Origin of the sequence: Rossellomorea vietnamensis, from assembly GCF_001305855.1 — a bacterium.
GTDB lineage: Bacteria > Bacillota > Bacilli > Bacillales > Bacillaceae_B > Rossellomorea > Rossellomorea vietnamensis_A.
The window spans coordinates 398,769-411,568 of record NZ_LIXZ01000001.1 but is presented as its reverse complement, the minus strand read 5'-3'; the positions used below and the strand labels follow the sequence as shown (position 1 = coordinate 411,568).

The following is a 12,800-nucleotide window of genomic DNA, read 5'->3' as shown; positions in this document are numbered from 1 at the left end:
GTTTTATACGTGGTTATTTGTTAAGATGAGTATTGAAAATGGGTAAGAGACAAGTATAAGCGTAAAGGAGTGATTAGCATGGATCAAGATCTTAAAGATAATATGATGGGTGCTTTAGAGCAGGTTGTCGACCCTGAATTAGGAATAGACATAGTTAATTTAGGTTTAGTTTATGATGTGGATCTAGACGAAGAAGGTAAAGCGACAGTCACCATGACCCTTACGTCAATGGGTTGCCCCCTTGCCGGAACCATTGTGGATCAAGTGAAAACAGCATTGAGGGACATCCCCGAAGTGAAAGAAACAGAGGTAGACATCGTCTGGAATCCACCATGGAGCAAAGACAATATGTCCCGCTATGCGAAAATCGCATTGGGGATCCGTTAATACCCAATAAATGAAAAGCCCCCTGAAGCTTGCCTGCTTCAGGGGGCTTTTCGGTTTGAATCAATCGATCCGACAAATGGAGACCGGGCAATTTTCACAGTCAATTTCATTCTTCAGATAATCCAGATCCAAGATCGTGATGTATCCTTTTTCCGAGATAAGGACGTCGTCTCTCTTCAATTCACTCAATAATCTGTTTACGACTTCCCTGGATGATCCACAAAAATTGGCCAATTCCTGATGAGTTAAGGGCAGGTCGATCAGGATACCGGTTTTAACGGTTTTTCCGTAGCTATTGACCATACGGATCAGGGTAGAATACAGGGCTCCTTTTTTCCCATGAAGGATGAGGTCGCGAAACTTTGTCTGATTCTGCTGATTTTGAAGCTGTATCCATTTTAGCCATTGTATTGTCAAGTCACCGTTTTGGGACAGGGTTTCTTCAAACCTTTCTTTCGGTAAAACATAAACCGTCGTGTCCTCAAGTATTTTCGCGCTGAGCATGTAGTTGGCCACTTTACTGAATAAAGTCAATTCTCCGATGACATCATTAGTTGAACAGATGCGAAGGGATAATTCACGTCCATCCGGAATGGTTTTGCTTATTTGAACTCGACCGCTTTTGATTAAATACAACTCGTGAGCGGCTTTTCCTTCTTGAAACAAAAAGCTTCCTTTTCTTAAGGTTTTCACCGCCTCTTTCTCGATGAATAATTGTTTTATTTCGGAAGGGACTCCAACATTCTCACTCATGAGATCACATCGTTTCCATCAAAATGTCTTATTCTAACAAGCTTAACAAAGAAACGCGGGCGATAGAAGGCTTATGTGAAAATCAGGACGGCAGCTCCAACGGCGACACAATAAATAGCAAAGTATTTCAAATTCCCTTTTGCCATAATATTCATAAACCACTTCAATGAGAAGTAAGAAGCGATCAAAGATGCAATAAAGGCAACGATATATGGAATCGCCATAGAAGATAGGTTCGGATCATCCAACAAGTCGCTTATTCCAAATACCATGACGCCCACACTGACGGGGATATAAAGAAGGAACGAAAAGCGCAGGGCTGTTTCTGCCTTCATACCGCTTGCCATTGCAGCAACGATCGTGGCACCTGAACGACTGATTCCAGGGATGAGGGCAACGGCCTGTGCAAGACCGATGATGATTGCGTCCTTTACATTTAAGTCCCCATCATTTTTTCTTCCTCTCAGGTTACGGATCATCCAAAGGGCGATACCTGTCACGATCAGTGTGATGCCTACCGTGATGACAGAAGTAAGATGTTCCTCAATGACATCGCCGAATAATACACCGATCACCCCGGCAGGGATTGTCCCGATAAGTAAGTATATAATGAAATGAAAATCACGTTTTGTTTCGGGTGTTTTCTGCTTGAAATAACCGAGTCCATTTACGATGAGACGCATGATATCTTCACGGTATACAATAAGTACAGCAAGTAATGAAGCCGTATTGACAAGTATTTCAAAGGTCAGTGTTGTGTCTGTGATTCCGAGGAAATGCTGGGCGAGCAGCAGGTGTCCACTGGATGAGATCGGAATCGGTTCCGTGAACCCTTGAAAAATCCCCAAAAATAAGTATTTCATAATCAAATAAAAATCCATTGTATATCCTCCAAGCTTTTTTTCTCCACATTTTTTAATTTAACACCATAAAGGGAAAGACTGTAAAGACTTTTTCCGAATGTTAACCGAACCGTAACGTGAATATCATATTTATCCTTCATCTGGCATGCATGAAAGGTCATGCTTGTAGAAAAATAGGAAGGAAGCATCGCTTCGAAAAAGGAGGGGTAAAAATGGGACAATCACGACAATTCAGGGCCGGGGAAAAAGCACCGAACAATGGTGAGTATATAGAAATCGGTGAAACCGGGAGCATGGTGAAGAATCCGCAAAAACTGCGTTTGAAAGCAGGGGACAGGTTTCCTGAGAACTCCAATCACAACCGTCTTTGGTCGTATATGAGAAAACCTTAACCATCAGGAACAAGGGTGCCCCGTAACAAGGCGGCTCTTGTTCCTTTTTCTTTCCCTTTTTGGGAAGAAAGGGATATAATGCAATTAAAGGTCAATAAAGGTCAAATGCGAGGTGGTAGACAATGAATCTTGATAATATGACCCACAGCATTCAGGAAGGATTGGTTTCAGCTGGTCAATTGGCGAAGGAAAAGCTACATACAGATGTAAGCGCCCTTCATTTATGGAAATCCCTTCTCGGGTCGGAAGAAAGCTTCCTTCGTACCATATATGAGCGGGCGGGGATACCCATTCAGGCTTTGACAGAATGGATTGATGAGAAGTTACAGGACATTCCTGCGGTAGAGGGGGAAGGTATCCAATATGGACAGTACCTCTCAAGGGATATCCATCAACTCTTCGCTGATAGTGAGAGTTGGAAACGGAAATGGGAAGACGACTATATTGCCATTGAGCATCTTGCCCTTTCCCTGTGGAAGCAGAAGAATCATCCGATTACTCTATACTTAACACAGCAAGGGGTAACGGAAAAGAACGTAAGAGAAATGATTGAAGAGATAAGAGGAGGGAGCAGGGTGACGACACAAAACCCGGAAGTGAAATATGAAGCGCTGAAGAAATACGGAAGGGACCTTGTGGCTGATGTGAGGTCAGGGAGAATCGATCCTGTCATTGGGAGAGATAGTGAGATCCGCCACGTCATTCGCATTCTTTCACGGAAAACAAAGAATAATCCCGTCTTGATAGGTGAGCCGGGTGTAGGGAAAACCGCTATCGTGGAAGGTCTTGCCCAGAGGATTGTTCGTAAGGATGTTCCTGAAGGCTTGAAGGATAAGACGATTTTCGAGCTGGACATGAGCTCTTTAGTCGCAGGAGCGAAATTCAGGGGCGAGTTTGAAGAAAGATTGAAAGCCGTTTTGCAAGAAGTGAAAAAGAGTGAAGGACGCATTCTCCTTTTCATTGATGAACTCCATACGATTGTCGGTGCAGGAAAAACAGAGGGAGCCATGGATGCAGGGAATATCCTGAAACCGATGCTTGCAAGAGGGGAGCTTCACTGTATCGGGGCAACGACCCTCAATGAATATCGAAAGTATATAGAGAAGGATCCTGCTCTGGAAAGACGTTTTCAACAAGTGCTCGTACAGGAGCCGAACGTGGAGGATACGATTTCCATCCTGAGAGGATTGAAGGAACGATTTGAAATCCATCATGGGGTCAATATTCATGACCGGGCGATCGTGGCTGCGTCCAGGCTGTCTGATCGTTATATTTCAGACCGGTTCCTCCCTGATAAGGCAATCGATCTAATCGATGAAGCATGTGCCATGATTCGGACGGAAATCGATTCGATGCCGTCAGAGCTCGATGAAGTCACCCGTAAAGTGATGCAGCTCGAAATTGAGGAAGCAGCGTTGAATAAGGAAAAAGATGCTGCAAGTATAGAGCGGCTCGGACGTATCCGTGAAGATTTAAGCAATCTGAAGGAAAAAGCGAATACCATGAAATTAAGATGGGAGCAGGAGAAAGAAAGCATCTCCGTCGTACAGGAGAAGCGGGAAGAATTAGAGAAACTCCGGCGCCAGTTGGAAGAAGCTGAAAGTGATTATGATTTGAATAAAGCCGCTGAGCTCAGGCACGGACGGATTCCGGCCATGGAAAAGGAGCTTGAGGCAATAGAACAGGAAATGATGAAAGAACAGGAAGGGCGCCTGCTTCGTGAAGAAGTGACAGAAGAAGAAGTGGCGAACATTGTGGCGAGATGGACGGGGATCCCGGTCACAAAGCTTGTAGAAGGAGAAAGGGAGAAGTTGTTGAAGCTTGATCACATTCTTCATGAACGGGTGATCGGGCAGGATGAAGCCGTACAACTGGTCAGTGATGCCGTCATTCGTGCAAGGGCAGGGATCAAGGATCCGAACAGACCGATAGGTTCCTTCATTTTTTTAGGGCCGACAGGAGTCGGGAAGACTGAGCTTGCGAAGACACTCGCCCAAACGTTATTTGACAGTGAAGAACAGATGATCCGAATCGATATGTCTGAATATATGGAGAAGCATGCGGTTTCCCGTTTGATCGGGGCACCTCCTGGATATGTAGGCTATGAAGAAGGCGGTCAGCTGACGGAAGCCATCAGGCGCAAACCCTATTCTGTCATATTACTTGATGAAATTGAAAAGGCCCATCCCGAAGTATTCAATATTCTTCTGCAAATGCTTGACGATGGCCGGATCACCGATTCTCAAGGGAGGACCATTGATTGTAAAAACACTGTGATCATCATGACCTCCAATATCGGTTCTTCTCACCTCCTTGAACGGAATAAAGGGGAAGAAGAGATTGACACGGAAACAAAAGATCTCGTCATGGGGCAGCTGCGATCTGCTTTCCGCCCTGAATTCCTTAACCGGGTGGATGATATAATCCTATTCAAACCTTTGAGCATTCAAAATATAAAGGGAATCATTGATAAACTCATTGAGGACCTTCAAGAGCGGGTAGAGGATCAGCAAATCATCCTTTCCCTGACGGAAGGGGCGAAAGAATTCATCGCAGAATCCGCCTATGATCCCATTTATGGAGCCCGTCCCTTAAAAAGGTACCTTCAGAGGGAAATCGAGACTAAGCTTGCAAGGGAGCTCATTGCAGGAAACATCCGACAGGGTCAGACCATCACGATTGAGGCAGGTGAAAATGGTCTATCGATTCATTAAACTAAAAAAAGCAGCCGGATTTGGCTGCTTTTTTTAATGGTTTTCTACAGGCTCGTTTGGAATAACAAGCGTGATCAGGAATACCAATACCGTGAAACAAACGGAAAGGATTAATCCTGTTTGAAAATGAAATTCGTTTCCATTCATAGAACTTACAACGTAAGTCAGCATTTCGGACAATGCAAAAGCCCAGAAGAACATCCAAAAAAATCTCACGCCAAGTCACCTCATTCCTATGTATTTAACACATTCAATCGCAGTTATCACTCATTTCAATCTTTATTAGTTTACCACAGCTTTCACAATTAATAAATGACTAATCTGTGAAATGTAAACCCTGTCATTCCGTTGGGGATAGTGGACGAAATTTACACAAATAAATGGCCTTATATGGGCTATCTTCCTTACAAATGCAGTCTCTTTACATAAACTATAGAGACTTAGTATGTAAAAGGAGAAATTTAAATGTATCAACGATTGTTTCAATTAGAGCAAGAGTGGTGCATGATCCATTACCCTGAACGACCAAATGGATTCGCTGTAATGATTATTGGGGACTCCCATCACTATGTAGACGAAAAGAGCAGCTTCTGGGTGCAGCATGAGGCACGGTATAAGTGGATTCAAGAGCTGACAGCCAAGGGGTATATTGTATATTATAGTAATCTGTATGGAGCGAATTGGGGTAGCGATCAAGCCGTACAACTGGCGAGGCGACTCTATCAGCATGTGAAACGCAATGAAATCATCAATGGAAAGATCCACATATTGGCTGAAGGAATGGGAGCATTAGTATTGAAAAATCTCTATCCGAAATTGGAACAGGATATTAGAAGTGCCGTCCTCCTCTCTCCCTGCGTATCGCTGTATGACCATTTAGAACAAGAAAAGGAACAGAAATTCTTTTATAAAAAAGTGATAAAAGAACTTTCCTTCATGTTGAAGATGGAGGAAGAGGAGTGTGAAGCCTTCATTTCACAACAATCACAGAACTACAAAATATTCCAGGAGATCCCTATTCCCCTGTATATTGTTCAGTCAATGACTCTAAACCGTTATAAAAATCAATTCACTCTCATAAAAGATATATATACGGAGCGTTTAGCAAAAGGAATTTCAACGGATCTATTCTTTGTTCTTCCTGAGAAGCGAGGGTCTCTCGGAGGGAAGATCGCCTCTTACTTTTCCCTGCATGAGAAAGAGTTATAACAAAAAAATTGGAGTGATTGACTTGAACCACCATGCATTCGTTTTTGCTGCACAACAGTTTTTGGGATTCGAACTCTGTAATGCCCTTCTGGAAGAAGGATGGACCGTGACTGCCATCGATGAGGCCAAAGAGACGAAGGATAAATGGATGGAGATTGGAAGGAATGCAAATCTGGAGTACGTTCCTTATGGGGAATGGGATAAGAACGTACGTGGAGGCTCCAGTGTATTCCTTCCCTACTATGACCAGGGAAGAGGGAATAGAGCAGCGTTTTTATCAGAAGTAGATAAACTGCTCTCAAAAGTGGACCAACCCTTCGATATGATTCGGATCTATTCCAATGGGAGAGGAAATAAAGATCTTGAAGAGGATGGAGCCGCCTTCTACCTCCCAACGTTATATGGCATCCATCAGCCGGAAGAATTTCTGTTTGCACAGATTTTGACCGGCAGAGGGGAAGTAGAGGATTATGTGGATGATCCCTCGGGGGCGATCTATGTGAAGGACGCAGCGGGTATGATTGTCAGTCTTTTCTCAAAGAAAGATACCTACACCTTGAAGCCTCTATCAAGCCGGAGCTGGAATGAAGTTCTCTCATATATTACAGATGAAACTTTTTCAGCTGATCACCGTGAAATCGATTCAGTTGGAAAAGAAGTGATTGTCAGACCATCCAAGTCTCACAAGAGCATCATTGATCAACAAGAAAAAGGGATACGCTTGCATAAAATTGAAGAATGATAAAACTTTTTCTTTTCATGTGGATACAGGTGAGGGTAAAATAGGGAGGATGTAATAACCTTTTATAGATGCTGCATGGGCTTTAAAGGAGTTGCTGCACATGAGTAAGAAATGGTACATGTTTATCCTGATGGTATTCCTCGTTGGACTGAGTGGTTGTTCATCAGGGGACAGTGAAGAGATAGAAAAGGTTGGTTTACTTGTTCCGGAAGCAGTGAATGATGGAGTATGGGGAACAAAAGGATACAGGGGATTATTAAAAATACAATCCGATTATAATGCAGACGTCTTCTATAAAGAGGGAATGAAGAATGATACATCAATCAAGCAGGCAGTAAAGGATTTTGATGATAAGGATGTCACCTTGGTATTTGGACACGGAAGTGAGTATGCGGATGTCTTTAACGGCTTGTCAGCGGACTACCCTAACATGCATTTCGTGAGCTTTAACGGACACGCGACGGAGAAAAACACGACAAGCCTACAGTTCAAAGGATATGCCATGGGCTTTTTCGGAGGAATGACAGCAGCCTTTCACTCTAAAACGAAAAAGATCGGTGTGATTGCGGCCTTTGATTGGCAGCCTGAAGTTCAAGGTTTTATAGATGGAGCGAAGTATCAAAACAGTGAGACTGAGGTCAAGGTGGAGTACACCAATCATTGGGACGATCAAGCAAGGGCCCTTCAAGAATTGGACACTTTACTAAATGAGGGTATCGATGTTTTATATCCTGCAGGGGACGGCTATAATGTAGCTGTTATCGAAAAGCTTAAGGAAAGAGGACTTTATGCCATAGGGTACGTATCCGATCAATCCGACCTTGGGGAATCAACTGTCCTGACCAGCACTGTCCAGCAGGCGGATAAGTTATATGGAGTAGTAGCCGAGAGGTTCGCGCATGATGAACTCAAATCAGGCAACCTGGAATTTGATTTTGAAGACGGCGTGATCTCCATGGGGAAATTCAGTCCGCTCATTCCGAAAGATTTTCAATCTGAAATGAAGCAACATATCAAGGACTATATTGACACCGGCAAATTGCCGAATGGAAAGGAATCGAAGCAATGAATCAAGACAAAACGATGGAATTTATGCAGATTGCCATGAAGTACTTCCCTCAAGCGAAGGAACAACTCGATCAAGCAGGTGTCGAGTTCTCTCCGGAAATGCTGCAGCCATTCATGACGCTTTTCACCCAGGTCATGAGTGAAGCCTACGAATTAGGCAAGCAGGATGCCTTACATAAAGAATAGTTATTAAAGGACGGGTCATCGGAATATTCGGTGGCCCGTTTTTATTACGTCAAAAAACGTGTAGAAGGTAGGGAGAAGTAAAAAATAATTGCAGAAAGTAGAAATCTTCGATAAAATTAGTACCAAGTCATAATAATTGATAATAACCATTGAGTATAGGAAAAAAATTATAAACGAAAGTAGGGAACGCCAGTATGAATACAGGTATTATTGGAATTGGACGTTATCTTCCTGAAAAGATTTTAACAAACGCGGACCTTGAGAAAATGGTGGATACTTCGGATGAATGGATTCGTACGAGAACAGGCATCGAAGAGAGAAGAATAGCAAATAATGAAACGAATACTTCTGATATGGCTTTTGAAGCCGCAAAGAAGGCAATTGCTGATGCGGAAATCAATCCAGAGGAAATCGATCTGATCATGGTTGCAACCGTTACCCCGGATCATCCATTCCCATCTGTTGCCTGCCTCCTTCAAGAACGATTGGGAGCAAAGAAGGCTGCTGCAATGGATATCAGTGCCGCATGTGCGGGATTTATGTATGGGATGATTACGGCAAAGCAATTCATTGATAATGGTGCGTACAAGAATGTTCTTGTGGTCGGTGTGGAGAAACTATCCAAGATTACTGACTGGGAAGACCGTAACACAGCCGTCCTGTTTGGGGATGCTGCCGGTGCGGCGGTCCTTGGAGCCGTTCCGGACGGCAAGGGGATTCTTGCCTTTGAATTAGGATCGGACGGTTCTGGGGCGAAGCACTTGTATCAGGACGAAAAATTGATCATGAACGGTCGGGAAGTATTTAAGTTCGCCGTTCGTCAAATGGGTGAATCCAGTATAAATGTGATTGAAAAGGCTGGGTTAAGGAAAGAGGACGTAGATTTCCTGATTCCACACCAGGCCAACATCCGTATCATGGAAGCAGCAAGGCAAAGACTTGAGCTGCCGGTGGAAAAAATGTCTAAGACGGTAAATAAATATGGAAATACATCAGCGGCTTCTATCCCGGTTTCATTAGTGGAAGATCTTGAAGCGGGAAGAGTGAAAGAAAATGATGTTGTCGTCATGGTAGGATTCGGTGGCGGTTTAACTTGGGGCGCGATCATTATGCGCTGGGGTAAATAATTGAGTATCAGAAGTTTATTGACAACTTGCAGATAAAGGAGATGGAATAGAATGAATAAGAAGCGTGTAGTAGTGACAGGATTAGGAAGCGTCACGCCTTTAGGTAATGATGTTGAATCGACCTGGTCGAATATTTTGGCCGGAAAGACGGGGGTAGGGCCTTTGACGCGTCTAAACGCCGATGAGTATCCTGCTAAAGTAGCGGCAGAACTTAAAGACTTCAATATCGAAGAGTTCGGAGTGGAAAGAAAAGAAGCAAGAAAGATGGATCGCTTCACCCACTATGCGATTGCTGCATCGTTAATGGCTGTAAAAGATTCAAAACTTGATATCACAGACGAAAATGCACATCGCGTCGGCGTATGGATCGGTTCAGGTATCGGAGGAATGGAAACATTCGAACAGCAATACGAAACATTCCAAAAACGTGGATATCGCCGGGTGAGCCCATTCTTCGTGCCGATGATCATACCTGATATGGCGGCGGGACAAGTATCCATTATGCTTGGGGCCAAAGGCTTCAACTCTTGTACCGTAACGGCTTGTGCCACAGGTACAAACTCAATCGGTGATGCCTTCAAGGTCATTCAGCGCGGGGATGCGGATGTGATGGTTTCCGGTGGAGCAGAAGCGCCCATCACGAAAATGTCCGTAGCCGGATTCTGTGCAAACACAGCACTTTCCACCAATCCAGATCCCGAGAAAGCATCAAGACCTTTTGATTCCAACCGTGACGGGTTCGTAATGGGAGAAGGAGCGGGGATCGTAGTTCTGGAAGAACTTGAGCATGCTGTAAAACGTGGAGCGACGATTTATGCAGAAATCGTCGGATACGGGTGTACCGGAGATGCTTATCACATCACTGCCCCGGCACCGGCTGGAGAAGGCGGCGCAAGAGCGATGAAAATGGCACTTGATGATGGCGGGATCCTTCCCGAAGAGATGGACTACATCAATGCCCACGGAACAAGTACCCCATATAATGATAAATACGAAACGATGGCTGTGAAGGAAGTGTTCGGGGAACATGCGTATAAATTAGCCATGAGTTCCACGAAATCAATGACGGGACACCTTCTTGGTGCAGCTGGGGGAGTGGAAGCGATTTTCACTGTACTGGCGATGAAAGACAGTATACTTCCTCCTACCATCAATATTGAAACGCCGGACCCTGATTGTGATCTCGACTACGTAGCAAACGAAGCAAGGAAACAAGAAGTAAATGTAGCGATGAGTAATTCATTAGGATTCGGTGGTCACAATGCCACCATCGTATTCAAAAAATATCAGAGTTAACAAAGAAGAGCCTGTTACATGTAGCAGGCTCTTTTTGTTGTGAATCTTTCCTCTTTTACATATACATGTTAAAAAGCATGGAAAGAGGGATGAAGGTGGCAGTTGTTCCTACAGATGATTGGTTGGAAGATTGGATCGATAAGCCCTTGGATCTTCTCAAGAAAACGAAAAATGGGAAGGACGATCAGCAATCGTTTTATCAATACCTCATCAAGCACGGGATGTATCGTTCTGCGCGTCTCGCCGGAGATATTTACGAAAAAATGAAAGAAAAGAAACTTTGGGAACGATTTGCTCTTTTTGAAAAAAAATATAAGCGAAAGTGGAATGGACCGAGCGTCCCAATTTATCTGTTCCCCGTACAGGAAAAAAGGGGGATGTTCCAATCATCCATGAAAAAATCGGGGGTATGCTTTAAAGATGAAATCTTCTTTTTCGTTACTGACCAGGAAGACCCCAAAGAATACGAAGCGTTATTTGTCCATGAATATCATCACTGTGTCCGAATGAAGCGGTTAAACAAAAAGGATGAACACTACACGCTCCTTGACTCCATCATCTTTGAAGGACTGGCAGAAAATGCTGTCAAAGAATACTGTGGGGAGAAGTATGTAGCTCCCTGGACAAAAGCGTATGACGAACAAGAATTGTCCCGCTACTATGAAAAATGGATCGAACCCAATTTGGAAGTGAAACGGAGCAGTCCCCTTCATGATCAGCTCCTTCTTGGACAGAAATCCTTTCCGAAAATGCTCGGCTACTCCTCGGGCTATCGATTGGTGCAACATTTTTTAAAGAAACAGGATTCGTCAACCCTTTCCCTCTTAGGAGAACCGTCATCGGTATTTTTGCCAAAGAATATCAGGTGAGCGGACGAACCCGTGTGATTTTCGTGAAAATAGGCTGCCCTGTGCCGTCATATCTTCCTGTTCCTTTCATAAAATATAGTAAGCATGGACGGGCTCCAATATCTTAATGCAAGGATAGAGGCGGAAGGTATGGTGGTACAATTGTTTGGGCTCTTTATTGGATTTGGACTGGCTGTTTCAGGAGGAGTGAGTTTAATCATGTATTTAAATTTGCTTACGACCGGAATGACGTTTACAGACTATATATTCTTCGTCACGACACATGTTGAATGTTACTTATTCCTTTTGGGGATCCTCATCATCACCCTCTCGATCTATTTGCCGCGCAGAAAAATATAATGACTATCATAAAACCCCTCATAATAGGAATAAATTTACACGGATTAGCCTATACTGATTGACAAATAAGATTGAAGCAAAGCGAGGGGTCAATCATGTTATATCTTCATGATGTATGGGTAAATTGGTTCGAAGGCGAAGAAAATGGCTACAATGTCTGCCATTTTCATGAGTGGAGAAAAGAGGACGTTATCGAATTACTGGATCAGGTTCCTCTTATTAAAGTAGACACGACACTGTTTCATTACATCGAGAATGATCTATCAGAGTTACCTCAACAACTGCTCCATCAGGTCTATCAGAAAGCGTATCTGCGAAAAAACCATGAACGGATCCAATTGGATTATTGTTTCATTGTGACAGATGGTACCGGGATACTGGCAGTGGATACAATCGGGTACACCGTACCAATCAGAAAAAGCAGACTCATACCAAGACAGGAACAACTGGTGTATGAAATGGTGGAAAGTCATGAAACGATGCAGTATTCCATCGAGCCGGATGGTAAAAGGGAGGAAGCGTATCACATTCTTTCCCCGAATCCTTATATGATGAGTGGACTGACCAGGAAGGAAAGACAATTGAAGCAACTGTTATTCATGGCGCTTGATCAACTGCACAGTTCAAACAACACGGCGGAAATCCGCTATTGGTACACCGAGTGGGCACCACAGCGCTACCGCACCATCCAGGAAATGGACTTTGAAGACATTTGGCAAATGCTATATGAAGAAACCCAGTACGGTTGGTCGGACAAGCACCTTACTCTCTGTGAGAATCTGATAAAGGGACAACCGTTTTTCGAGAAACTGTGGGAAGTGGAGAATCGTCCAAAGGTAAACTAATAGTCAGAGT

15 protein-coding genes are annotated in these 12,800 nt (G+C 43.7%); 12 read left to right on the top strand and 3 right to left on the bottom strand.

Annotated features, from left to right (window positions below):
* Nucleotides 1-78 precede the first annotated feature (78 nt).
* The gene (locus AM506_RS02065) at nucleotides 79-387 is read left to right on the top strand and encodes a metal-sulfur cluster assembly factor (RefSeq protein WP_060670294.1); all 309 of its coding nucleotides are present in this window, start codon (nucleotides 79-81) and stop codon (nucleotides 385-387) included.
* 60 nt (nucleotides 388-447) lie between these two features.
* Here AM506_RS02065 and AM506_RS02060 read toward each other — a convergent pair whose 3' ends face one another.
* Together AM506_RS02060 and AM506_RS02055 are read right to left on the bottom strand one after the other, a co-directional pair.
* Nucleotides 448-1,140 carry a Crp/Fnr family transcriptional regulator gene (locus tag AM506_RS02060; protein ID WP_060670292.1) on the bottom strand — a complete coding sequence of 231 codons (693 nt, stop codon included), beginning with the start codon at nucleotides 1,138-1,140 and terminating at the stop codon, nucleotides 448-450.
* 71 nt (nucleotides 1,141-1,211) lie between these two features.
* Entirely contained in the window at nucleotides 1,212-2,021 is an 810-nt protein-coding gene (locus tag AM506_RS02055; RefSeq protein ID WP_060670290.1) for an undecaprenyl-diphosphate phosphatase, read from the bottom strand.
* Nucleotides 2,022-2,215: 194 nt separating this feature from the next.
* Between AM506_RS02055 and AM506_RS02050 the strand changes: the two genes are divergently transcribed.
* On the top strand, nucleotides 2,216-2,395 hold the full coding sequence (locus tag AM506_RS02050; protein WP_034763424.1) for a YjzC family protein: 180 nt from the start codon (nucleotides 2,216-2,218) through the stop codon (nucleotides 2,393-2,395).
* A gap of 122 nt (nucleotides 2,396-2,517) precedes the next feature.
* Entirely contained in the window at nucleotides 2,518-5,109 is a 2,592-nt protein-coding gene (gene clpB / locus AM506_RS02045) for an ATP-dependent chaperone ClpB (RefSeq protein ID WP_060670288.1), read from the top strand.
* Between the two features lie 33 nt (nucleotides 5,110-5,142).
* Here the strand turns inward: clpB and AM506_RS02040 are convergent, their stop codons facing one another.
* A complete protein-coding gene (locus tag AM506_RS02040) occupies nucleotides 5,143-5,310 on the bottom strand; it encodes a YjzD family protein (protein ID WP_309137639.1) in 168 nt (55 codons plus the stop codon).
* Nucleotides 5,311-5,574: 264 nt separating this feature from the next.
* On the opposite strand from AM506_RS02040, the gene AM506_RS02035 reads away from it, so the two are divergent.
* The 9 genes from AM506_RS02035 (at nucleotide 5,575) to AM506_RS01995 (ending at nucleotide 12,790) form a co-directional block, all read left to right on the top strand.
* A complete protein-coding gene (locus AM506_RS02035) occupies nucleotides 5,575-6,318 on the top strand; it encodes a hypothetical protein (protein ID WP_060670285.1) in 744 nt (247 codons plus the stop codon).
* Between the two features lie 22 nt (nucleotides 6,319-6,340).
* Nucleotides 6,341-7,060, top strand: coding sequence for a hypothetical protein (locus AM506_RS02030; RefSeq protein ID WP_152968510.1), 720 nt, complete (start codon nucleotides 6,341-6,343; stop codon nucleotides 7,058-7,060).
* 100 nt (nucleotides 7,061-7,160) lie between these two features.
* A complete protein-coding gene (locus AM506_RS02025; protein ID WP_060670281.1) occupies nucleotides 7,161-8,129 on the top strand; it encodes a BMP family ABC transporter substrate-binding protein in 969 nt (322 codons plus the stop codon).
* Nucleotides 8,126-8,314, top strand: coding sequence for a ComZ family protein (locus tag AM506_RS02020; RefSeq protein WP_034763435.1), 189 nt, complete (start codon nucleotides 8,126-8,128; stop codon nucleotides 8,312-8,314). Before AM506_RS02025 ends, AM506_RS02020 begins: the two co-directional genes overlap by 4 nt.
* 194 nt (nucleotides 8,315-8,508) lie before the next feature.
* On the top strand, nucleotides 8,509-9,441 hold the full coding sequence (locus tag AM506_RS02015; RefSeq protein ID WP_060670279.1) for a beta-ketoacyl-ACP synthase III: 933 nt from the start codon (nucleotides 8,509-8,511) through the stop codon (nucleotides 9,439-9,441).
* Nucleotides 9,442-9,492: 51 nt separating this feature from the next.
* Nucleotides 9,493-10,737, top strand: coding sequence for a beta-ketoacyl-ACP synthase II (gene fabF / locus AM506_RS02010; RefSeq protein WP_060670277.1), 1,245 nt, complete (start codon nucleotides 9,493-9,495; stop codon nucleotides 10,735-10,737).
* 95 nt (nucleotides 10,738-10,832) lie between these two features.
* Nucleotides 10,833-11,606, top strand: a complete 774-nt coding sequence (locus AM506_RS02005) for a DUF2268 domain-containing protein (RefSeq protein ID WP_060670275.1) — start codon at nucleotides 10,833-10,835, stop codon at nucleotides 11,604-11,606.
* Nucleotides 11,607-11,735: 129 nt separating this feature from the next.
* Nucleotides 11,736-11,945, top strand: a complete 210-nt coding sequence (locus AM506_RS02000) for a hypothetical protein (protein WP_060670273.1) — start codon at nucleotides 11,736-11,738, stop codon at nucleotides 11,943-11,945.
* Between the two features lie 95 nt (nucleotides 11,946-12,040).
* The gene (locus AM506_RS01995) at nucleotides 12,041-12,790 is read left to right on the top strand and encodes a YjbA family protein (protein WP_060670271.1); all 750 of its coding nucleotides are present in this window, start codon (nucleotides 12,041-12,043) and stop codon (nucleotides 12,788-12,790) included.
* Nucleotides 12,791-12,800 lie beyond the last annotated feature (10 nt).

What these genes read in the sequence shown, in the direction of transcription:
- AM506_RS02065 (WP_060670294.1), top strand. Translation starts at nt 79, where the DNA reads ATGGATCAAGATCTTAAAGATAATATGATGGGTGCTTTAGAGCAGGTT.
- AM506_RS02060 (WP_060670292.1), bottom strand. Translation starts at nt 1,140, where the DNA reads ATGAGTGAGAATGTTGGAGTCCCTTCCGAAATAAAACAATTATTCATC.
- AM506_RS02055 (WP_060670290.1), bottom strand. Translation starts at nt 2,021, where the DNA reads ATGGATTTTTATTTGATTATGAAATACTTATTTTTGGGGATTTTTCAA.
- AM506_RS02050 (WP_034763424.1), top strand. Translation starts at nt 2,216, where the DNA reads ATGGGACAATCACGACAATTCAGGGCCGGGGAAAAAGCACCGAACAAT.
- clpB (WP_060670288.1), top strand. Translation starts at nt 2,518, where the DNA reads ATGAATCTTGATAATATGACCCACAGCATTCAGGAAGGATTGGTTTCA.
- AM506_RS02040 (WP_309137639.1), bottom strand. Translation starts at nt 5,310, where the DNA reads ATGTTCTTCTGGGCTTTTGCATTGTCCGAAATGCTGACTTACGTTGTA.
- AM506_RS02035 (WP_060670285.1), top strand. Translation starts at nt 5,575, where the DNA reads ATGTATCAACGATTGTTTCAATTAGAGCAAGAGTGGTGCATGATCCAT.
- AM506_RS02025 (WP_060670281.1), top strand. Translation starts at nt 7,161, where the DNA reads ATGAGTAAGAAATGGTACATGTTTATCCTGATGGTATTCCTCGTTGGA.
- AM506_RS02020 (WP_034763435.1), top strand. Translation starts at nt 8,126, where the DNA reads ATGAATCAAGACAAAACGATGGAATTTATGCAGATTGCCATGAAGTAC.
- AM506_RS02015 (WP_060670279.1), top strand. Translation starts at nt 8,509, where the DNA reads ATGAATACAGGTATTATTGGAATTGGACGTTATCTTCCTGAAAAGATT.
- fabF (WP_060670277.1), top strand. Translation starts at nt 9,493, where the DNA reads ATGAATAAGAAGCGTGTAGTAGTGACAGGATTAGGAAGCGTCACGCCT.
- AM506_RS02000 (WP_060670273.1), top strand. Translation starts at nt 11,736, where the DNA reads ATGGTGGTACAATTGTTTGGGCTCTTTATTGGATTTGGACTGGCTGTT.
- AM506_RS01995 (WP_060670271.1), top strand. Translation starts at nt 12,041, where the DNA reads ATGTTATATCTTCATGATGTATGGGTAAATTGGTTCGAAGGCGAAGAA.